17 protein-coding genes are annotated in these 20,571 nt (G+C 73.3%); 4 read left to right on the top strand and 13 right to left on the bottom strand.

The window, feature by feature from the left end; genetic code table 11:
- Positions 1-7: 7 nt before the first annotated feature.
- On the top strand, positions 8-2,566 hold the full coding sequence (locus ACFC0B_RS02090) for an ABC transporter permease (RefSeq protein ID WP_376080842.1): 2,559 nt from the start codon (positions 8-10) through the stop codon (positions 2,564-2,566).
- Positions 2,567-2,659: 93 nt separating this feature from the next.
- On the opposite strand, the gene ACFC0B_RS02085 is transcribed toward ACFC0B_RS02090, so the two are convergent.
- The 6 genes from ACFC0B_RS02085 to ACFC0B_RS02060 form a co-directional block, all read right to left on the bottom strand.
- A complete protein-coding gene (locus ACFC0B_RS02085) occupies positions 2,660-3,793 on the bottom strand; it encodes a hypothetical protein (RefSeq protein WP_376080839.1) in 1,134 nt (377 codons plus the stop codon).
- A 182-nt stretch (positions 3,794-3,975) separates the two neighbouring features.
- Positions 3,976-4,623 (bottom strand): HNH endonuclease family protein, encoded by a 648-nt coding sequence (locus ACFC0B_RS02080; RefSeq protein WP_376082363.1) that lies wholly within the window; start codon positions 4,621-4,623, stop codon positions 3,976-3,978.
- A 251-nt stretch (positions 4,624-4,874) separates the two neighbouring features.
- Positions 4,875-5,726: an iron uptake transporter permease EfeU gene (efeU, locus tag ACFC0B_RS02075; protein ID WP_376080836.1), complete on the bottom strand. Its 852-nt coding sequence runs from the start codon at positions 5,724-5,726 to the stop codon at positions 4,875-4,877.
- Positions 5,727-5,781: 55 nt separating this feature from the next.
- Positions 5,782-7,098 (bottom strand): iron uptake transporter deferrochelatase/peroxidase subunit, encoded by a 1,317-nt coding sequence (gene efeB, locus ACFC0B_RS02070; RefSeq protein ID WP_376080833.1) that lies wholly within the window; start codon positions 7,096-7,098, stop codon positions 5,782-5,784.
- A 140-nt stretch (positions 7,099-7,238) separates the two neighbouring features.
- On the bottom strand, positions 7,239-8,378 hold the full coding sequence (efeO, locus tag ACFC0B_RS02065) for an iron uptake system protein EfeO (protein ID WP_376080831.1): 1,140 nt from the start codon (positions 8,376-8,378) through the stop codon (positions 7,239-7,241).
- Between the two features lie 302 nt (positions 8,379-8,680).
- A complete protein-coding gene (locus ACFC0B_RS02060; RefSeq protein WP_376080829.1) occupies positions 8,681-9,538 on the bottom strand; it encodes an ABC transporter ATP-binding protein in 858 nt (285 codons plus the stop codon).
- A gap of 354 nt (positions 9,539-9,892) precedes the next feature.
- Between ACFC0B_RS02060 and ACFC0B_RS02055 the strand changes: the two genes are divergently transcribed.
- The gene (locus ACFC0B_RS02055) at positions 9,893-12,055 is read left to right on the top strand and encodes an amino acid adenylation domain-containing protein (protein ID WP_376080826.1); all 2,163 of its coding nucleotides are present in this window, start codon (positions 9,893-9,895) and stop codon (positions 12,053-12,055) included.
- 67 nt (positions 12,056-12,122) lie between these two features.
- Here the strand turns inward: ACFC0B_RS02055 and ACFC0B_RS02050 are convergent, their stop codons facing one another.
- From ACFC0B_RS02050 to ACFC0B_RS02030, 5 genes are all read right to left on the bottom strand, one after another.
- Positions 12,123-13,478, bottom strand: coding sequence for a hypothetical protein (locus ACFC0B_RS02050; protein WP_376080824.1), 1,356 nt, complete (start codon positions 13,476-13,478; stop codon positions 12,123-12,125).
- A gap of 44 nt (positions 13,479-13,522) precedes the next feature.
- The gene (locus ACFC0B_RS02045) at positions 13,523-13,843 is read right to left on the bottom strand and encodes a hypothetical protein (RefSeq protein ID WP_376080821.1); all 321 of its coding nucleotides are present in this window, start codon (positions 13,841-13,843) and stop codon (positions 13,523-13,525) included.
- A 142-nt stretch (positions 13,844-13,985) separates the two neighbouring features.
- On the bottom strand, positions 13,986-14,639 hold the full coding sequence (locus ACFC0B_RS02040; RefSeq protein ID WP_376080818.1) for a hypothetical protein: 654 nt from the start codon (positions 14,637-14,639) through the stop codon (positions 13,986-13,988).
- Between the two features lie 40 nt (positions 14,640-14,679).
- Entirely contained in the window at positions 14,680-15,753 is a 1,074-nt protein-coding gene (locus ACFC0B_RS02035) for a MerR family transcriptional regulator (protein WP_376080815.1), read from the bottom strand.
- A gap of 298 nt (positions 15,754-16,051) precedes the next feature.
- Positions 16,052-16,483 carry a GNAT family N-acetyltransferase gene (locus ACFC0B_RS02030; RefSeq protein ID WP_376080813.1) on the bottom strand — a complete coding sequence of 144 codons (432 nt, stop codon included), beginning with the start codon at positions 16,481-16,483 and terminating at the stop codon, positions 16,052-16,054.
- A gap of 163 nt (positions 16,484-16,646) precedes the next feature.
- On the opposite strand from ACFC0B_RS02030, the gene ACFC0B_RS02025 reads away from it, so the two are divergent.
- Positions 16,647-18,242: a M4 family metallopeptidase gene (locus ACFC0B_RS02025; protein WP_376080810.1), complete on the top strand. Its 1,596-nt coding sequence runs from the start codon at positions 16,647-16,649 to the stop codon at positions 18,240-18,242.
- A gap of 53 nt (positions 18,243-18,295) precedes the next feature.
- On the opposite strand, the gene ACFC0B_RS02020 is transcribed toward ACFC0B_RS02025, so the two are convergent.
- Positions 18,296-19,255: a D-2-hydroxyacid dehydrogenase family protein gene (locus ACFC0B_RS02020; protein WP_376080807.1), complete on the bottom strand. Its 960-nt coding sequence runs from the start codon at positions 19,253-19,255 to the stop codon at positions 18,296-18,298.
- Between the two features lie 126 nt (positions 19,256-19,381).
- On the opposite strand from ACFC0B_RS02020, the gene ACFC0B_RS02015 reads away from it, so the two are divergent.
- Positions 19,382-20,005: a dihydrofolate reductase family protein gene (locus ACFC0B_RS02015; RefSeq protein ID WP_376080804.1), complete on the top strand. Its 624-nt coding sequence runs from the start codon at positions 19,382-19,384 to the stop codon at positions 20,003-20,005.
- A gap of 131 nt (positions 20,006-20,136) precedes the next feature.
- On the opposite strand, the gene ACFC0B_RS02010 is transcribed toward ACFC0B_RS02015, so the two are convergent.
- Positions 20,137-20,520 carry a hypothetical protein gene (locus ACFC0B_RS02010; protein WP_376080801.1) on the bottom strand — a complete coding sequence of 128 codons (384 nt, stop codon included), beginning with the start codon at positions 20,518-20,520 and terminating at the stop codon, positions 20,137-20,139.
- Between the last annotated feature and the right edge of the window lie 51 nt (positions 20,521-20,571).

Here is a 20,571-nt window from a genome sequence, read left to right as displayed (position 1 = left end):
CCCTCCCATGTACCGCACCGCACTGCGCAACGTGCTGGCCCACAAGGCCCGGCTGCTGATGACGGCGCTCGCCGTCCTCCTCGGCACCGCCTTCGTGGCCGGCACCCTCGTCTTCACCGACACCTTCGGCAACGCCATGCGCTCCCAGAGCGCCAAGAGCTACACCGACATCGCCGTCACCGTCAGCGACGGCGCCGCCGTCAGCAAGGGGTACGACAACGGCGACCGGACCTCCGGCGGTCCCTCCCTCACCGAGGACACCCGCAAGGCGATCGCCGGGCTGCCCGGCGCCGCCGAGGCCCGCGGCGTGGTCAGCGGCTTCGCCGGCATCGCCGACCGCAAGGGCGCGCTGATCGGCAACGGCTTCTCCACCACCGGCACCAACTACGTGCCGGGCGCCGACGGCACCGACCCGCGCTACCCGCTGGTCGACGGCCGCGGCCCGCGGACCTCCGACGAGGTGGCCCTGGACGCCAAGACCGCCGAGAAGGGCGGCTACAAGGTCGGCGACACCGTGCGCGTCGCCATCAACGGGCCGGTCATGGAGCTCAAGCTCACCGGCACCGTGACCACCAACGACCCGCGGGTGCTCTCCGGCGGCTCGCTCGCCGCCTTCGACACCGCCACCGCCCAGCAGCTCTACCTGGCCCCGGGCCGGTTCGCCGAGATCGACGTCAAGGGCAAGCCCGGCGCCGACGACACCGCGCTGCTCGCCGCCGTCAAGCAGACCCTGCCCGCCTCCGACGACCTGGAGGCCCGCACCGGCCGCGAACTCGCCGACGAGCAGGACCGGATGATCGAGGCCGGCACCAAGGGCATGTCCACCGCCCTGCTGATGTTCGCCGCCATCGCGCTCTTCGTCGGTGTCTTCATCATCGCCAACACCTTCACCATGCTGGTCGCCCAGCGCACCAAGGAACTGGCCCTGCTGCGCGCCGTCGGCGCCAGCCGCAAGCAGATCACCCTCTCCGTGCTGGCCGAGGCCGTGCTGGTCGGCCTGACCGCCTCGATCGGCGGCCTGGTCGCCGGCATCGGCATCGCCGCCGGGCTGCAGTCCGTGATCGGCTCGCTGGACACCGGCATGCCCACCGGCCCGCTGGTGATCGCCCCGTCCACGGTGATCGCCTCGATCCTCGTCGGCACCGTCGTCACCGTGCTCGCCGCCTGGCTGCCCTCGCTGCGCGCCTCCCGGATCGCCCCGGTCGCCGCGATGAGCTCGGCCGAGCAGCCGGCCACCCAGAAGTCCCTGCTGGTGCGGAACGTCATCGGACTGTTCTTCGCCGCGGCCGGCGTCGCCGCCCTGCTCGGCGGCGCGGCCGCCAAGGAGGTCAACCTGGTGGCCCTCGGCGCGGGCGCGCTGATGATCGGCGTCTTCGTGCTCACCCCGCTGCTGTCCCGCCCGATGATCGCGCTGTTCGCCCCGGTGCTGCGCAAGCTGTTCGGCACGCCCGGCAAGCTGGCCCGCGAGAACGCCGTGCGCAACCCGCGCCGCACCGCCGCCACCGCCTCCGCGCTCACCATCGGCGTCACCCTGATCACCGCGCTGACCGTGGTCGGCGCCTCGGTGAACAAGGCCGTCGACGAGGCCACCGAGGTCGACCTGAAGGCCGACTACGCCGTCGCCATGGAGAACTTCTCCATGCTCTCCCCCGAGGTCTCCGGCCAGATCGCCAAGACGGCCGGGGTCACCATGATCAGCGCGGTGCGCGAGGTGCCGGTGAAGGCCGTGGCCGACGGCGACACCACCCGGCTGACCGCCGTGGACGCCACCACCTTCGACCAGCTGATCGACCTCAAGGTCACCGCCGGCGCCGCCGACTCCCTCAAGCAGGGCAAGCTGCTCGCCACCACCGGCTACGCCGAGCGCAACGGCCTGGCGGTCGGCTCGACGCTCGACATCACCTACCCCGACGGCAGCCGCGGCACCCTGACCGTCGGCGGCCTGGTCGAGCAGAACACCGAGGTCGCCGGGATCATCGCCCCCGAGCAGGTGGTCGGCTCGCACGCCGCCGCCGGCTCCGGCCTGCAGAAGGTCCTGGTCAAGGGCGCCGACGGCGCGACCCCCGAGCTCAAGCAGGCGCTGCGCGACGCCACCGGCGGCAACCCGCTGATCAGCGTCAAGGGCGAGAAGGACATCAAGGCGGAGAACAGCCAGCTGGTGACCGCCCTGCTGAACATCATGTACGGCCTGCTGGGCATGTCCGTGGTGGTCGCGGTGCTGGGCGTCATCAACACCATGGCGATGTCGGTGTTCGAGCGCCGCCGGGAGATCGGCATGCTGCGGGCGATCGGCCTGGACCGCCGCGGCATCGGCCGGATGGTCCGGCTGGAGTCGCTGATGATCGCGCTGTTCGGCGGCGTGGTCGGCGTCCTGCTCGGCATCGTCACCGCCTGGGCCGGCACCCGCACCCTGGCGGACTCGTTCAAGAACATCACCCTGGTGGTCCCGCCCGGGAAGACCGCCTTCTTCCTGGCCGCCGCCGCCGTGATCGGCCTGCTCGCCGCCCTCTGGCCGGCCCGCCGCGCGGCCCGGATGGACATCCTCGGCGCGATCAAGGGCGAGTAGCCACCAGGGCGAGCAGCCACCGCCCACCGCCCCGAACACGCGGCGCCCGCCGGGACCACTCCCGGCGGGCGCCGTGCTGTCGGGCGCTGTGGCTCAGGTCTTCTGGTCGGACGGGGCGCGCGGCCCGCCCCGGGGATCCTGCGGGTCGGCCTCACCCGGCGGCCTCCCGACGTCGTCCAGCGTGCTCTGGGCCCGGAGGTCCACGAACCTGGTCACCAGGTGCTGTGCGGCACCGAAGGCGACGCCCCAGGCGAGCACCTGGGCCCGACTGTCGAGATCGCTCAGGCCCGGGACGAACGCGCCCCTGATCAGCAGCAGGCCGATGACGGCGGTCAGCGCGCCGGTCGGGAACTTCAGCGCCGCCGCCGCGAGCGGCAGCATGAACGGCGCGCTGGTGCCCTGGATCCGGCGCAGCGAGCCGATCACCGTGAGCGCGGCGCCGGCCAGCCCCGCGACCTCGACGGTGATGATGTCCAGCCGCGAGGCGTAGTCACCGGGTATCGGTTTGGCCGGAACCCAGGGGTACTCCCCGGCCGGGCAGACCACCAGCCTGGCGCTCGACGGTCCGGGCACGTTGAAACCGGAGGCCGGCGTGGGCAACGGGCTGAAGCAGAGGCTCAGCGACTTGGGGAAGAACGCGCCGAAGACGGCCAGGGAGATCACACCGAGCAGGACGCAGGCGCTGGCGGCCCAGAGGATGTTCCGCAGGCTGCGCACCCGCGCGTACTCCGCGTCGAGCGCCGCGTACGCCGCGTCGAGGGTGTGCACCAGAAGGCTGCGGTCCGCCTCGCCGACGGGCTCGTCCTTGCTTCCGACCCGCTTCGCCAGCTCGACGGTGCGCAGGTCGTTCATGCCCAGGTGCAGCCGCGCCATGGCCAGGATGTCGACGGCACGGGCCGACAGCGACTCGGCCCGGACGAGTTCCAGGAGCAGCACGTCGGCGGAGCGGACGTTCGACCAGCCGCCCTCCAGCGCGGTGGCCCCGGACCAGAGCTTGCGCCAGCCGTGCTTCTCGGTCGCCGCCCCGGCGGCCTTCTCCAGACACCGGCGGGCGCCCTCGATCAGCTCCAGCCGCCGGCATTCGTCCCCGTCGGCTTCGCACTCCTGCCGGTCGAGCTGCGCCGAGAGATAGGCGACCCGGGCGAGGACGCGCTCGCGCCACGCGGACCTCTGTCGCCGCTGCTCCGCCGGTAACCGCTCGGACCGCTCGTCCGCCGGGGTCCCCATCTCGACCACACTCCCACGTCGAGACGTTCTCTTCCTCCACGGTAGGTCCATTCGCGCCGCGCAGACAGGGAAATCCGCCGCCGATTCGTTCGGGCACGCAGGGAGTGCGGAGGGTCAACGGGGCACCGGCGCCCCGGTGGTGACGGTGGGGCGCCGGTGCATCACCGAGAGCGAACGTTTCCTCAGCAGCCGTTGAGGATCGAGGAGAGGGCGCTCTTCTCGGTGCTGTCGACGGAGAGGCCGTAGTAGTACTTCACCTGGACCCAGGCGCGGGCGTAGGTGCAGCGGTAGGAGGCCTGCGGCAGCCAGTTGGCCGGGTCCTGGTCGCCCTTGGAGCGGTTGGAGCTCGCGGAGACGGCGACCAGCTGCGGACGGGTCAGGTCGTTGGCGAAGGCCTGGCGCTGGGCGGTGGTCCAGGCCCAGGCGCCGGAGCGCCAGGCCTCGGCGAGCGGCACCAGGTGGTCGATGTCGAAGGTCGAGGCGCTGGTGGTGGTCACGTTGTCGTAGACCGAGAACCAGCTGCCGCCGACGGACGCGCAGTTGGCGTCGGTGACGACGTTGCTGCCGTCCCGCTTGAGGACCGTCTCGCGGGTGTTGCAGGTGCCGGAGACGGTGATCCAGTGCGGGAAGAGCGCGCGGTCGTAGGTGGTGGTGTGCGACTCGGCGGCCACCGCGATCGAGGCGAGGTAGCCCCGGGCGGTGGCGGCGGAGACCGGGGTCGGCAGGGCGGCCTGCGCCGTGCCGGCGCCGGTCAGCAGGGTGGCGAGGGCGAGCAGCAGGGCGCCGAGGGCGGCGGCCACGGCGCGGCGGGGCGCGGATATGGCGGACATCGCGGACATGCGGGGGACTCCTGGGTCGAGGAGGGCAGGGGAAAGCCCCCGGGCGGGAACCGGCCCGGGCTGCCAACCAGGATGGGGGCCCGGGGGTTTACGCGGGTAGATCCAGGAGGTGAACTTTTTGACCGGCCGTCAGGTTCAGCGTCGGCCGGCGCGCCGGGAACGCCGAACGCCCCGCTCGGCGGGTGGCCGAACGGGGCGTTGCGGGGTGTCGCGCGGGTGCGCGGACGGCGCGAAGTGTTCGCTCAGGCGGCCGACTCGGCGGCGTCCGGCTTCGGGGCGACCGGCTTGGCGGTGCCGCCGCCGAACACCCCGAAGAAGAAGGCCAGGGTCGGCACCAGGTAGACCAGCCAGACCACCAGCTGGAGGACCGTCGGGTCCGGCTGGAAGTTGAACACGCCCTTGAGCAGGGTGCCGTACCAGCTGTCCTTGGGAATGGTGGAGGAGATGTCGAAGGCGAGGTCGTGCAGGCCGCCCAGCCAGCCGGCCTCCTGGAGGTCGTGCACGCCGTAGGCGAGCACGCCGGCGGCGACCACGACCAGCATCGCGCCGGTCCAGGTGAAGAACTTGGCCAGGTTGATCTTGAGCGCGCCGCGGTAGAACAGCCAGCCCAGCACCATCGAGGTCAGCAGGCCGAGCGCCGCGCCGATGATCGGGTTGTAGCCGTCCGAGGTGGCCTGCACCGCGGTCCAGATGAACAGCGCGGTCTCCAGGCCCTCCCGGCCCACCGCCAGGAAGGCGGTGACCACCAGGGCACCGGTGCCCATGGCGAGGGCGGCGTCCAGCTTGCCGTGCAGCTCGGTCTTCAGGTGCCGGGCCGTGCGGCGCATCCAGAACACCATCCAGGTGACCAGGCCGACCGCGATGACCGACAGCGTGCCGCCGAGCGCCTCCTGGGCCTCGAAGCTGAGCTGGGTCGAGCCGAACTGCAGCACGGCGCCGAAGGCCAGGCTGAGCGCCACGGCCACGCCGACGCCGGCCCAGACCGGGGGCAGCCGGTCCTTGCGGCCGGTCTTGACCAGATAGGCGATGAGGATGCAGACGACCAGGCTGGCTTCGAGTCCTTCGCGCAGGCCGATCAGGTAGTTGGCGAACACGCTGGCTCCTGGGGGGTGAAGAGGTGGTACGGGCGAGACGGGTGCGGGGTCGGACTCAGCCGAACAGGGCCTGGCCCCACCACTCGCCGGGCTTGCGGACGCCCGCGGGGCAGGCGAAGTGGGCCGAACCCACGTGCTGGATGTACTCGTTCAGCGCGTCGGAGGCCGCGAGCCGCTGCTGGAGCGGGACGAAGGCCTTGCGGCTGTCGCGCTGGTAGGCGAGGAAGAACAGGCCCGCGTCGAGCCGGCCGAGGCCGTCCGTGCCGTCGGTGAAGGAGAAGCCGCGGCGCAGGATCATCTGGCCGCCGTTGGAGTCCGGGTGGGCCAGGCGCACGTGCGCGTCCACGGGCATCGCCTTGAGGTCCGGGTCGTCGTGCTCCTTGGTCCGCCCGTACGGCGCGCCCTCGCCCTTGGTGCGGCCGAAGACGTCCTCCTGCTCCTTGAGCGGGGCGCGGTCCCAGGTCTCGATGTGCATCCGGATCCGGCGGGCGACCAGGTAGGAGCCGCCGGTCATCCACTCCGGGCCCTCGCCGGGGGCGACCCAGACGTGGTCGGCCAGCTTGGCGGTGTCGGTCCCGGCGATGTTGTGGGTGCCGTCCTTGAACCCCATCATGTTGCGCGGGGTCTGGGCGTCCGGGGTGGTGGAGGAGGTCTTGCCGAACCCCAGCTGCGACCACCGGATGTTGACGGTGCCCATGCCGATCCGGGCCAGGTTGCGGATCGCGTGCACGGCGACCTGCGGGTCGTCGGCGCAGGCCTGGACGCACAGGTCGCCGCCGCTGCGCTGCGGGTCGAGGTTGTCGCCCTTGAACCTGGGCAGGTCGATCAGGGCCTCGGGCCGCTTGGCCCCGAGGCCGAAGCGGTCCACGCCGTCCTTCTCGAACAGGCTCGGGCCGAAGCCGATGGTGAGGGTGAGCCGGGAGGCCGGCAGGCCCAGGGCCTCGCCGGTGTCGTCCGGCGGTGCCTCCGGCAGGCCGCTGGCGGCGCCGCTGCCGACCTCGCGGCCGCCGGTCATCGCGGCGGCGGCCTTGGTCCACTCCTTCAGCATCTTGACCAGCGACTCGCGGGTGGCGCTCGCGGAGACGTCGAAGGCGGCGAAGTGCAGCCGGTCCTGGACGGGGGTGGCGATGCCGGACTGGTGGTCACCGTAGAAGGCGATGTCGGCGGTGGCCGCGGCCGGGGCGGCCGGGGCGTCGTCGTCCTGGCGGGTGGCGGCGGCGACCGAGCCGACGCCGGCCGCGCCCAGGGCGACCCCGGCACCGGCCCAGCCGATCACGGCGCGGCGGCTGACCGACGTGCGGGCGGCGGCGGTGTCCGCGGTGGCGGCGGTGTCGGCCGGCGTCCCGCTCTGCTGCTGGTTCTCGGCGTCCATGGGCGGGTGGACCCTTCTCTGTGCTGGACTCGCGGATGCCGTGGCGGCCACGGGGGCCGCCACGGCGGAGGTCGGGTGCGGTGCGCGGTGGCGCGGTGCCCGGTGCGCGCGCCGAGGGCGGGCGCACCGGGCGGTGGTCGTTACTTCACGACCACCGCGGCGGCCAGCTTCGACAGCGGCTCGGCCAGCGAGTTGACGGCGTCGGACAGGCTCTTGCGCTCGGTCTCGGCGACCTTGTCGTAGGTGGTGTAGGTGCCGTCGGCCTGCTTGTACTTGGCGAGCAGGGTCTCGATGCCCGCGAACTCGGCGTCCAGCGTCTTGGCCAGCTCGGCGTCCTTCTCGGCGGCGACCGGCTTCAGCAGCTCGTAGGCCTTCTTGGCGCCCTCGACGTTGGCGACGAAGTCGGCCAGGTCGGTGTGGCTGTAGCGCTCCTCCTCGCCGGTGACCTTGCCGGTGGCGACCTCGTCCAGCAGCTCCTTGGCGCCGTTGGCCATGCTGGTCGCAGTGATCTCCGCCTCGGGGATCTTCTTCTGCCAGTCCTTCAGGTCGGCGACCAGCTGGTCGGCGAGCTTCTTCTCGGCGTCACCGATGGTGGCGTCGGCCCAGAGCGACTTCTCCAGCTTGTGCCAGCCGGTCCACTCCTGGCCCGGCTCCAGACCGTCCTCGCGGGTGTCGGTCTTCGGGTCGACGTCACCGAAGCTCTCGGCGACCGGCTCGGTGCGCTCCCAGCCGGTGCGCGACGGCGCGTAGAGGGCCTTGGCCTTCTCCAGGTCGCCGGACTTGATCGCGGCGGCGAAGGCCTCGACGGCCGGGATGGTGGCGTCGGCCTGCTCCTGGGCGTACTTCCGGTAGGCGTCGACGGCGGCGGTCAGCCGCGGGTCGGCCGGGGCGGCCGAGCCGCCGTCACCGGTGACGGTGATCTTCTGGCGGATGCCGTCGCCGACCATGCCCGGCTTGCAGGCGATCTCGTAGGAGCCGGCCTTGATCTCGGCGTTGATGGTCGTCTTGGTGCCCGGGCCGATGTTCTCGCGCTCGGTGACGATCTTGTCGCCGGCGGCGTAGACGTAGACCTCGGTGACCTTCGAGCCCTTGTTGGAGATGTCGAACGCGACGTGACCGGCCGGGAAGCTGGTCTTCGAGATCTCGCAGGCGGTGTCGGTGGCGTTCACCTTGACGGCGTCGGCCGCGGCCTTGTCGTCCTTCTTCGAGCAGCCGGCCAGTGCGGCGGTCGCCACGGCGAGGGTGAGCAGCGTGGCTGCGGTGGAACGACGGGCGGACATGCGGGCTCCAGCGGTGGGCAGGGCGAATCAGGGCAGGGCTCAGCGCGGGTGGGGGCGATGACACCGTCGGCGACCCGCCACCCACTTAGCTAAGGCATACCTTAGGGATATCGTATTTTGCCGTCTACACCGGGGTCGGTCACGAAACGGTGCAGGTGGGAGCGGGCCCCGGGCGTCCCAACGGTCGGTCCACCGACGATTTCCGGCCACCGGGGGCGCGGGAGGGCGTGGCAAAGAAGGCAAAGAAGTGGTAAAGGGGCGCGCACCGGCGGTGCGCGCCCCTTTCGAGAGCCGATCCCCGGTCAGGCCTCCGGGGTGCGCCGGGCGGCGGCCCGGGCGGTCCAGCGGCCCTCGTGCCGGGTGATCCGGATGGGGTGCCCGAAGGTGGCGCTCACCAGCTCGGTGGTCATCACCGCGTCCACCGGCCCGGCCGCGACCGTCTCCCCGCCGCGCAGCAGCAGCGCGTGCGTGGTGGACTCCGGCAGCTCCTCCAGATGGTGCGTGACCAGCACGCTGGCCAGCTCCGGGTGCTGGTGGCGCAGCAGGTCCAGGCTGTCCAGCAGCAGCTCCCGGGCGGTCAGGTCGAGCCCGGTGGCGGGCTCGTCGAGAAGCAGCAGCCGCGGACTGGGCATCAGCGCGCGGGCGATCAGCGCCCGGCCCCGCTCCCCCTGCGAGAGGGTGGTCCACGCGGACTCCGCGGAAGCCGCCATGCCGAGGGTGTCGATCAGCTGCTCGGCCCGGTCCAGCTCCTCCGGGGAGGGCTTGCGGTGCAGGTCCGGCTCGATCGTGCCGGTCATCCCGGTGAGCACCACCTCGCGCACGGTCAGCGGCGAGCGCAGCGGGTGGCGCGGGTTGACGTGGCCGAGGTGGGCGCGCAGCTCGCGGATGTCGACCCGGCCGAGCCGGCGGCCGAGCACGTCCACCTCGCCGCGGGTGGGGTGGGAGACGGCGCCGAGCAGGGCGAGCAGGGTGGACTTGCCGGCGCCGTTGGGACCGAGCAGCGCCCAGTGCTCGCCGGGGTGGATGGCGAGATCGATCCCGCGCAGCAGGTGGCGCCCGTCGCGGACGACGTCGACGGCCCGGGCGCGCAGCAGCGGCAGCGGTTCCCCGGCGGGCCCGCCGGCGGGGGGCTCGGTGGCGCGCGGGTCGGGCGTGCTCATGCGGGCGGGCCTCCTACAGGTCCGGTGCCGGGCGGGGTCACGGGCAGCGTCACGGACACGGCGCCGCACCGGACGGGCCCGGCGCCGACCGTCCGCGTGCAGAGTACAACCGTTCGCCCGGACGGCGGTCCGGGTGTCCGAGCGGTGGACACCGCCGCCGCTCCGGACCGCCGGTGCACGCCCCTTTCCCCGAGCGGGAGTTGGCGGAAGGATCGGGAGGACCGGTCGCGGAACCGGGGCGGGGCGCGGCGGCGTGGAAGCGGTGCGGAACGGGCTCGGCGCGGGTGCGGGTGCGCGCGCAGGGCCGGGTCGGGTCGCGGGCGGGCCGCGGACGGGTCGGAGGGGGCGGTGGGCATGGCGGGACCGTACGAGCCGGTCGAGGTGGGCACCGGACGGGCCGGGACGCTTCCCGGTCGGTTCGAGGAGCACGCGCGGCGAGCCCCCGGCGCGGTCGCCGTCCGGTGGGCCGGGCGGGAGCTGACCTACGGTGAGCTGGACGAGCGGGCCGACCGGCTGGCCCGCCACCTGACCGCCCTCGGCCTCGGCCCGGGCGACCGGGCCGCCGTGGCGCTCGGCCGGGGCACCGAGGTGTACGTCGCCCTGCTCGCCGTGCTGAAGGCGGGTGCCGCGTACGTGCCGGTGGAGCCGGGCGCGCCGGACGCGCTGCTGCGGCACGTGCTCGACGAGGCCTCCCCGGTCCTGGTGGTCACCGAGGAGAGCCACCGGATCCGGCTGGCCGACGCGGGTGCCAGGGCGCTGGTCTGCGTGGACTCGGCCGCCGGCCTCGACGGACCCGGTGGATCCGGTGGACCCGGTGGACCGCCCTCCGGGCCGCCGCCGGTGGCGATCGGGCCGGAGAACGCGGCGGTGGTGTTCACCACCTCCGGCACCACCGGCGCGCCCCGCTGCGCGGTGGTCGAGCACCGCAACCTGCTGGCCGTGCACCACGGCTGGCGCCGGGTCTACGGCCTCACGCCCGCCGACCGGATCCTGAGCGCCGCGAGCCTGGAGTTCGACGTCTTCACGGCCGACTGGGTGCGCGCGCTGTGCTCGGGCGCCACCCTGGTGGTCGCCCCGCGCAACCTCACCCTGGACCGCGGCGCCGACATCGCCGACCTGCCCGCGCTGGTGGCCGCCGAGCGGATCACCCTGCTGGAACTGAACGTGCGCACCGCGCGCCGCCTCGCCGAGCACCTCGCCGGGGCGGGCCCGGCCGGCGGCGAGGGAGGGCTGCCCGGGCTGCGGCTGCTCACCGTCGGCGCCGAGAAGTGGTGGCTGGACGAGCACCTGGCCATGCGGCGGCTGCTCGGCCACCGCACCCGGGTGGTGAACGTCTACGGGCTGGCCGAGGCCGCGGTGGACAGCACGTACTTCGAGGTACGGGGCGTCGACGAGGTGCCGGGCAGCGGTGCGCTGTCGGTGGTGGGCGTGCCGTTCCCCGGCGCCCGGGTCCATGTGCTCGGCCCGGACGGCCGCCCGGTCGGGGCCGGGGCGGTCGGTGAGATCGCCCTCGCCGGGCCCGGCCTCGGTCGGGGCTACCTCGGCCGGCCCGAGGAGACCGCGCGGCGGTTCGTCCGGGCGGACTTCGACCCGGACGGGCGGGTGCTGCGCACCGGCGACCTCGGCCGCCTCGCCGAGGACGGCACCCTGCACTTCGTCGCCCGGGCGGCGGGCGTGGTCGGGCCGGCCGACCCGGCGGCGTCCACCGCCGTGGTCGCCCGGGTGCGCCTCGCGGCCCGCGCCGAGGCCGAGCTGCGCGGGCACCCCGGGGTGCGGGAGGCGGCCGTCGCCGAGCTGGAGGTGGCCCGCGGCCGGCGCGAGCTGGTCGGGTACGCGGTGACCGAGCCCGGGGCGCCGGACACCGACGGCTGGTCGCTCTCGGCCTACCTGGGCGCCCGGCTGCCGAAGGGCGGGGCGCCCGCCGCCGTGGTGCCCGTGCCCGACCTGCCGCGCACCCGGGCGGGCAAGCTCGACCGGGACGCGCTGCCGCTGCCCGCCCCGGCCGACCACACGGCGCCGCGCCGGGCGGGCGGCGGCAAGGGGTACCGCGGGAAGGGCGGCGGCGGCCGGTCCGGGGACGCCGCGGGGGCGGAGCCCTTCCTCGGCTGCGGCGCGCTCTTCGTCGGGGTGTCCGTCACGTTCGCCGCCTGGCTGCTCACCCGGAAGCTCTGGCCGGGGTCGACGGACGTCTCGGCGGTGCCGGGTCCGTACGACGACTTCTTCCGCGTGCTCTACCTCTTCGAGTGGGCCTCGTTCGGGCTCGGCGTGACCTGGCTGCTCTTCGGGGCCGCGGTGACCGCCCGGTTCGGGCGGCCGACCGGGCTCTCGGTCGCCGCGCACGTCTCGGTGTTCTGGCTGCTGGCCTCGTGGTGGCCGCAGGACAACCTGTACCGGACCGCCGACCGCTCGGTCCTGTCCACCGAGGTGTGGCTGGTCTACGTGTTCAACATCGCGCTGATGGTCGCGGCGGCGGTCGTGGTGCGCTTCCTCACCTGGCAGCCGAAGCAGCTCCGCTGACCCGGGGCCGCCGTTCGGGCCGCCCTCCGGGGCCGCCGTTCGGGCCCGCCGACGGCGCTCCGGTCCGTCAGCGCAAGGCCTCGAACATCCGCCCCAGCGCGTGGTGGGCCGCCCCGAGCAGGGACTGCGCCGCGTCCAGCGCCTCGGCGGCGCGCTCGCCGCGCGCCGCCAGCGCCAGGCCCACGGCGGGCTCCGGCTCGTAGCAGGCCGTCACGATCAGCGGCAGGACGGTCACGCCGAGCCGCGCGCACCGCGGGCGCAGCCCCTCCAGGTGCCCGAACAGCGCCTCCTGGGAGAGGCGGGCGCCCAGCGGCATGGCGTCCAGGGTGCGGACCAGGTGGCCGGGGCCGCGCACCTCGTCCAGGCGGTGGCGCAGCACGAAGGCGACCGCCGGGCCGGTGAGCCGCAGATTGGCCTCGGTCGGGGCGAGCCTGCGGTCCCGGTCGGTGACGAAGTCGACGTCGTACCAGCCGCGGTGGCCGGCGGCGGCCAGCCGCTCCCCCACCGCGAGCCCGAACCGTTCCGCGGCGGCCGCGGCGCCGGGCGGCACCACGCCCGGGCCGATCGTCACCCCCTGGTAGCGGGTGCCGTCGACGGCCATCTCGCCGACCCCGACCGGGTGCACCCGCCCGTCGGCGCCGATCACCGCGTCGAAGGTGAGGTCGCGCAGCCGGTCCGAGCCGGCCGGGCCGCCGTCCACGTACTCCTCCAGCAGCAGGTCGCCGCCGGGCGGCAGCACGTCCTCGCGGACCAGGCGGCGCAGCAGGGCCCGGGCGCCGCCGGCCGCGAGGAGGTGCTGCGGGGTGATCACGGCGGTGCCGTAACCGCCCACGCCGTACGGGGACTTGAGCACGGTGGTGAGTCCCCGGGCGGCTCTGGCGGCCAGCCGCCGGGCGGCGCGGCGCGGGGTGTCGGCGTGCTCCTGCCGGGGCACCCGGACCTCGGGGTGGCCGGGGGCGAGCGCGGTGAACAGCTCGTGCGCGGCGGCCTTGGACTCGTAGCGGCGCACGGCGGCCAGTTCCGGCCCGTCGCCGAGGTCGGCGGTGCGGCCCCAGTGCAGCACGGGGCCGGGGGCGCCGGCGAGCCGTTCGGCCAGCGCGGGGCGGTCGGCGAGCGCGCGGGCCACCGTACCGCCGGGGGCGATGCCGGTGTACGACTCGACCGGGCCCCAGTCGAGTTCGCGGGCGAGCAGGTCGATCCAGGCCCGGTCGACCTCGGCGGGCAGCACCAGGGCGGCGGGGTCGGGTCCGTAGGCGACGGCCAGACCCGCGTAGTGGTGCGCCTGGCGCAGGCGGCGTGCGCGCCGGTCGGCGTCCTGCGGCCGGCGCCCGTCCTGGTCGATGAACTGCTCGTTGAAGTCGGCGACGTTGCCGATGTGCACGGCGCGCCGCCCGCCGGTCCAGGCCCCCACCCATCCGTCCATCCCGCGAGCTTAGTGGTCAGCTCCGGAAGTCCTTCGGGGGTTGATCATGCGGCGGGGCGGAACGAGGATTCTTCCTGGTGATCGGCGGTGTGCCGGTCGAGTCCGGCCAGCAGATCGTCCAGGTCGGAGGTGGTGAACCTCCACTGGAACGGCTGTGCCGTGGCGTTGTGGGCGTTGTAGCGGTCTTCGAATGCTCGGAGCCGGTCCCAGACCTGGGTCAGGTCCGTGAAGTCGTTGGGGTGGACGACCTTGCGCTGGACGATCGAGAAGAAGATCTCGATCTGATGGGTCCAGGAGGCGTGCACGGAGGTGTGGACCATGACCGCGTTCGGAAACGCCTTGGTCAGACGGTTGACGGCCTTCAAGGAGGCGGAATAGCGGTAGTGACCGGCATGTTGATGGCCCGCCGACCGTCAGGTCGGCGGGCCATCGTGATTGTTGAAGGTTTGTCGGCGCCCAGGACGGCGGCCGGTGGTCTACGCGCTTGTCACCGGGGATCGCGGGTGCTCACGCGGCGGACCGGACCTTGATCGCGTGGCCGAGGGCGGCCTGTTCTTCGTCGGGAAGGCGACGCTCGGCATGGAGCATGCGCAGGGCGGTGGTGACGCGTTCCTCGTCCTCGGGTGTGCCGAGGCTGCCCATGTACGGGGGCAGCAGCAGACTCAGGGCTTCGAGGTCCGTGCGTGCGCAGAGCGTGGTGAGGAGTTCGCCGACCGGGTCTTCGTGCTGCTGTGGTGCGGGCCGGGCGGTGGCACGCAGTCCTGCGGCGATGCGGTAGCGGAGCCATTGCTGGTGAGGGCCGGCGGGGACGTCGTCGATGTGCTCGGCGGCGGACTCGAAGTGTTCGCGGGCCTGCTCGATCTGGCCCAGGTCCCGGTGGGCCCGGGCCATGTTGCCGTGAACTGAGGCGTAGAAGCCGCGGACACGGTCGTCGCCGACTTTGTCGGCCCGGGTCAGGCACTCCTGGTTCCAGCGCAGAGTCTCCTGCGGGGTCGGCTGGTGCCGGGCGAGGTAGTGCGCGGCGATGCAGGCGTCGTAGTCGTCCTCGGCCGCTTCCCAGGCTCGAAGGAACAGGTCCCGTGCTCGGACGTCTCGTCCTTCGGTCTCGGCTTGCATACCCTGCGCGCACAACTGCACGACGGGGTTCTCGGGGTCGATCACGGTTCTCCTGAGGTGATGGGGATGCGGTGTTGAGGAAGAATCAGCTGGAGGCGTCGAGGGCGACGGGCATGATCAGCGTGGTGAAGCTGCCCTGGTCTGCGGAACGCACCACGACAGGCCGATCTACGGCGGAGATCTCCAACAGAACGTCGGGCCCGACACTGGCCTCCAGCGCGGGGCCCAGGACGGCGGGGTCGAACCCGATCCGCTGGGACAGGTCTTCATGGCAGACCGCAGGCAGGGTGGCGGCGTTGGAGTGATCGGCAAGCGAGACGACCAGCTCGTCGTCGGCGAAGCGCAGAGCGATACGAGCAGCGTCTGCGCGGCTGTTGACCGCCTCACGCAGGGCCAGGCGATCCACGATCACGCGGTACTCGGGCGGGGCCAGAGCCGAGAGCATCTCGCGGTAGGCGGGGAACAGGTCATCGACCGTCACCAGGGCACGGGACTCTGCCGTACTGCGTACGCGGGCGCCGTCAGGTCCGACCTGGATGGTGACCTCGTGGACTCGCGCCGCCCATTGCCCGAACTCGATCAGGTCAGCCGCGCGCACCAGCAGACGGCAAGGCCCTCCGTCGAGTGCCGCCGGCCTCAGGACGCGCATCGACAGGCGATAGCGATCGGTAGCCACCAGACGCACCTCGCCGTCATCGATCTCGATGAGGACGCAACCCAGCGCAGGGAATTCCACGTCGGAAGTCGCGGCCGGCACCACCTGGCGTACCGCACTGGCCAACTCCACGCCGCCGATTCGCGCTTCCGTCATGCTGGCGGCAGTCGAGAGGGAACGCAGAACCGCGGCGATGGCGGCCTCGGCCGTCTGCGTCTGGTCCCGCATCCTCTCCAAGTGCCGCTCCAGCACCTCTCGACCCTCGCGCTCGGGCCCGTCGAGCACCACGGTAACTTCAGCCAGCGGAAGTCCCGCTACCCGCAGACCGCGCAGGAGAGCGGCACGGGCCTCCTGCGCAGGACTGTAGAAGCGGTATCCCGTCGCCCCATCAACCCACGCCGGCCGCAGAACGCGGCAGTCGTCGTAGAAACGCAGGGCGCTCGGAGCGAGACCGACCCGCCGCGCGAATGCGCTGATGCTGAGTAGTTCCGTGGTGCCGTCCATGGCACCGATTGTCGACGTTCATCCAACTTGAAGGTCAACTCGCCCCTTCGCCCGGGTTCTACGCCACCACCTGGCACGGGAGCTCCCACAGCGTCAGCCCCCGAAGGACTTACGAAGCCGACCACTTGGGGCCTGGGCGGGGTCGGAGCCGGGGTCGGGGTCGGGGTCGGAACGGAGGCCGGAGCGGAGGCCGGCGTGGAGGCCGGCGTGGAGGCCGGCGTGGAGGCCGGCGTGGAGGCCGGCGTGGAGGCCGGCGTGGAGGCCGGCGTGGAGGCCTGAGCCGGGGCCGGAACGGAGGTCAGAGCCGGAGCAGGCCGGCGTCGGTGGGGCGGAGGCCGCAGGCGTCGAGGTAGAAGGCGCGCAGATGGGGTTCGAAGTCGGCGTGCAGCCAGTCGCAGCCGGCCGCGCGGGCGTTGTCGGCGGCCGCGGCAACCAGCCGGGTGCCGAGGCCGCAGCGCCCGGCGGCCGGGGCGACGGCGGTGTCGAGGAGGAAGGCGTGGACGCCGCCGTCCCAGAGGACGTTGACGAAGCCGAGCAGCGGGCCGTCCGGAGCCGGGCGGGCGCAGACCCAGCCGAGACTGTGGCGCTCCAGCCGGGCGCGCCAGGGCGTGGGGGCGCCGTCGGGAGCGTCCGCACCACCGAAGGCGGTGCGGTGCAGGGCGTCGACTTCGTGGTCGGTGAACTCGCCGCGCCAGAGGAGGTCGAGGGCCGGGAGCTGGGGGGTCGTCATGGCAGGAGCGTAAACGGACTGCTCACGATCGATCACTTTTGATCAGTACGGGACAAGATTTGGCAAAGAACTGACGCTGACTCTAGCTCTTCATGACTGATCACCGTCAATCTCTTCGCATCCCTCATCACTGCGCCACGCAGCATCCCCGACTGGAGTCAGAGTGAGCCCCTCCTCCTCTTCTCGCCGCCGCCTCACGGCCGGAGCCATAGCCGCCACCGCCGCGCTGGTCGCCGCCACCGTCACCGCCGGCACCGCCTCGGCCGCCCCCACCGGCCGGGACGCCGCGATCGCCCAGGCCCGGGCCAACGTCGCCCGCAACGCCGCGGTCTTCGGCTTCGCCGACGGCCAGGACCTGGTCGTCAAGGACGTCGTGCTCGACGCCGACGGCACCCAGCACGTCCGCTTCGACCGCACCTACCTCGGCCTGCCCGTGGTCGGCGGCGACCTGGTGGTCCACCAGGACGCCCGCGGCCGGCTCAAGGACTCCTCCCGCGCGGCCGCCCACGACGCCGCCGTCCGCACGATCGTCCCCAAGGTCCCCGCCCAGCTCACCGCCGGCCGCGCACTGGCGGCCGCCCCCGGGATCGGCGACGCCAGCAGCACCCCCGAACTCGTCGTCTGGGCCGCCGACGGCACCCCGCGCCTCGCCTGGCGCACCACCGTCCAGGGCAACGGAGACCACGGCCAGCCCGCCGGCCGCGTCATCGTCACCGACGCCACCACCGGCGAGCAGATCGAGGCCTACGACTCCGAGCACCGGGCGAGCGGCACCGGCCACTCCGAGTACACCGGTGACATCACCATCGACACCACCGCCCAGAGCGGCGGCGGCTACGCGCTGATCGACCCGCTGCGCGGCCACACCACCAAGGACGCGCACAACGTCTCCGCCGGCGCGATCAACGCGAACTCCGGCACCCTCTACACCGACGCCGACAACGTCTGGGGCGACGGGAAGAAGTTCTCCACCGACCGCGCCACCGCGGCCGTCGACGCCCACGCCAACACCGCCTGGACGTACGACTACTACAAGAACACCTTCAACCGCAGCGGCATCAAGAACGACGGCAAGGGCGCCACCGTCTTCGTGCACGTCGGCACCAAGTGGGACAACGCCCAGTGGTCCGACAGCTGCTTCTGCATGATGACCGGCGACGGCGACGGCGTCACCGACCCCGAGCAGGTCGACCTCGACACCATGGGCCACGAGATGACCCACGGCGTCACCAGCGCCACCGCCAACCTCCGCTACAGCGGCGAGTCCGGCGGCCTCAACGAGGCCACCTCCGACATCTTCGGCACCATGGTCGAGTGGTACGCCAACAACGCGGTGGACAAGGGCGACTACCTGTTCAGCGACCAGTCCACCCCGCCGTGGCTGCGCCGCTTCGACAAGCCCTCGCTGGACGGCAGCTCCGCCGACTGCTGGAGCCGCAAGGTCGGCCAGCTCGACGTGCACAACTCCTCGGGCGTCGGCAACCACTGGTTCTACCTGGCCAGCGAGGGCAGCGGGGCCAGGACCGTCAACGGCGTCGCCTACAACAGCCCGACCTGCAACGGCTCGACGGTCACCGGCATCGGCAACCAGAAGGTCGCGAAGATCTGGTACCGCGCGCTGACCGTCTACATGACGTCCACCACGGACTACAAGGGCGCGCGCGCCGCGTCCCTGAACGCCGCCAAGGACCTGTACGGCCTCAACAGCACCGAGTACAAGGCCGTCGCCGCCGCCTGGAGCGCGGTGTCGGTCGCCTGACGACCCGGGCGGCCCGCCACCCCCGGCCATGGGGGGTGGCGGGCCGCCGGCCGTCAGCCGAGGACGCGGACGGGTGCCCCGGCCAGGAACGCCGCGATGTCCTCCACCGCCTCGCCGTAGTACCGGCGGTAGTTGTCCCGCGACACGTACCCCAGGTGCGGTGTGGCCAGCAGCCGGGGCGCGCTGCGCATCGGGTGGCCGGACGGCAGCGGCTCCTGGTCGAACACGTCCACCGCCGCCCCCGCGATCCGGCCCTCCGCGAGCGCGGCCAGCAGCGCCTCCTGGTCGACGATCGCCGCCCGGGAGGTGTTGACCAGGTACGCGTCCGGCTTCATCAGCGCCAGCTCCGGCGCGCCCAGCAGGCCTCGGCTGCGCTCGCCGAGCGCCAGGTGCACGGAGACGAAGTCGCTCCCGCCCAGCAGTTCCGCCAGCGACCCGGCCCGCCGTACCCCCGCCCCGGCCGCCCGCTCGTCGGTGAGGTTCGGGCTCCACGCGACCACGTCCATCTCGAACGCGAGCCCCACCCGGGCCACCCGGGCACCGATCTTCCCGAGGCCCAGCAGCCCCAGCCGGCGCCCCGCCAGGTCGGCGCCCACCGTGCTCTGCCACGGCCCGCCGGTGCGCAGCGCCGTGCTCTCCTCCACCACTCCCCGGGCCAGCCCGAGCAGCAGCGCCCAGGTCAGCTCCACGGGCGGCGTCGAGGAACTGGCCGTCCCGCAGACCGTCACCCCGTGCGCGCGGGCCGCCGCGTGGTCGATCACCGAGTTCCGCATCCCCGAGGCGACCAGCAGCCGCAGCCTGGGCAGCCGGGCGAGGACGGCGGCCGGGAAGGGAATCCGCTCGCGCAGGGTGACGACGATGTCGAAGTCCGCGATCGCCGCGACGAGTTCGTCCTCCGAGCCGAGATGCTCGCGGAACGCCACGACCTCCACCCGGTCGGCCACCGGCGACCAGTCCGCCATCGTGGTGGCGACACCCTGGAAGTCGTCGAGTACGGCGCAGCGAAGTCTCATGCCCCGCACTCTTCCAGACCCGCCCGCGCGCCGCCCCACCGGCGTGGCGCTGCGCCGGCGCGGGCCCCGTCCGGGATCCTGGGTCCCGGGGGGCGACATCCGACCGTCCGACCGGGGAGACCCCTGATGGCCACGCTCGTCCTGACCACCTTCCTGACCCTCGACGGCGTGATGCAGGCCCCCGGCGGGCCGGACGAGGACCGCGAGGACGGCTTCGCCCACGGCGGCTGGCTGTACCCGTTCGCCGACGAGGAGCTCGGCGCGCTGATGAACGGCGTGCTCGGCCGCGCCGGCGCCTTCCTGCTCGGCCGCCGCACCTACGACATCTTCGCGGGCTACTGGCCGAAGGTGACCGACCCCGCGCACCCGATCGCCGCCCCGCTCAACGCGCTGCCCAAGTACGTCGCCTCCACCACCCTGCGCGACCCGGCCTGGTACAACACCGCCGTGCTCACCGGCGCCGCTCCCGGCGGCCTGCCCGCCGAGGTGGCCGCGCTCAAGGACCGGCTGGGCGACACCGAGATCCAGATCCACGGCAGCGGCGCCCTCGCCCGTGCCCTGATGCCGCACGGCGTCATCGACGAGTACCACCTGGTCACCGCCCCCGTCCGGCTGGGCACCGGCCACCGCCTCTTCCCGGAGGCGGGCCCGCCCACCGCCTTCCGCCTCGCGGGCACCCGCACCACCCCGTCCGGCGTCACCGCCCACACCTACCACCCGACGGGCTCGGCGAGCTTCGGCACGCTGTAGGGCGGCGCGGGTCAGGGCTTGTCGGTGTCCTTGCGCCAGCACCGCCGGCCGGTGACGGCGGGCAGTCCGGGTGAGGGGTCGGCCGGCATGGTCAGCAGCCGCCGGTCACCGCCGCCCGTGATCTCCAGGCGTCATGGCCTCGTACGACCAGGATGTTTCCGCCGTTCCGCCGTTCCCGCTGCCTCCGCTGCCTCCGCTGCCCCCGGGAGCGGAGGCCGGGGGCGGCCCAGGCGGTGGCCCCGGGCGGTGCTCTCGACCCACGCCGGGCCCAGCTTCGCGCGCAGGTGGGCGAGGTGCACGCGGAGCTTGCGCTCGGAGAGCCAGTGGTGGTTCCGGACCCGGACGCCGAGCTCCCCGGCGTCGCGGAAGTCCTCGCCCTGTTCGATGAGCCCGAGCCGGAGTCGGCAGTCGACGTAGGTCAGTTCGACGACGCGTCCGTCGGCCACGGCCTGCCGGGCGTGGAAGTCGACCGTGCGCCGCCCGTCGGGTGTTCGGCCGGTCGTCGCGCGTTCCATCGCCACTCCGTTGCGGCCGTCGTTCCCGGCTGTCGTCCCCGACTGTCGTCC

Source organism: Kitasatospora sp. NPDC056184, assembly GCF_042268405.1.
Classification (GTDB): domain Bacteria; phylum Actinomycetota; class Actinomycetes; order Streptomycetales; family Streptomycetaceae; genus Kitasatospora.
The sequence above is the reverse complement of the archived record's forward strand: the minus strand, read 5'-3'. Positions and strand labels throughout refer to the sequence as shown.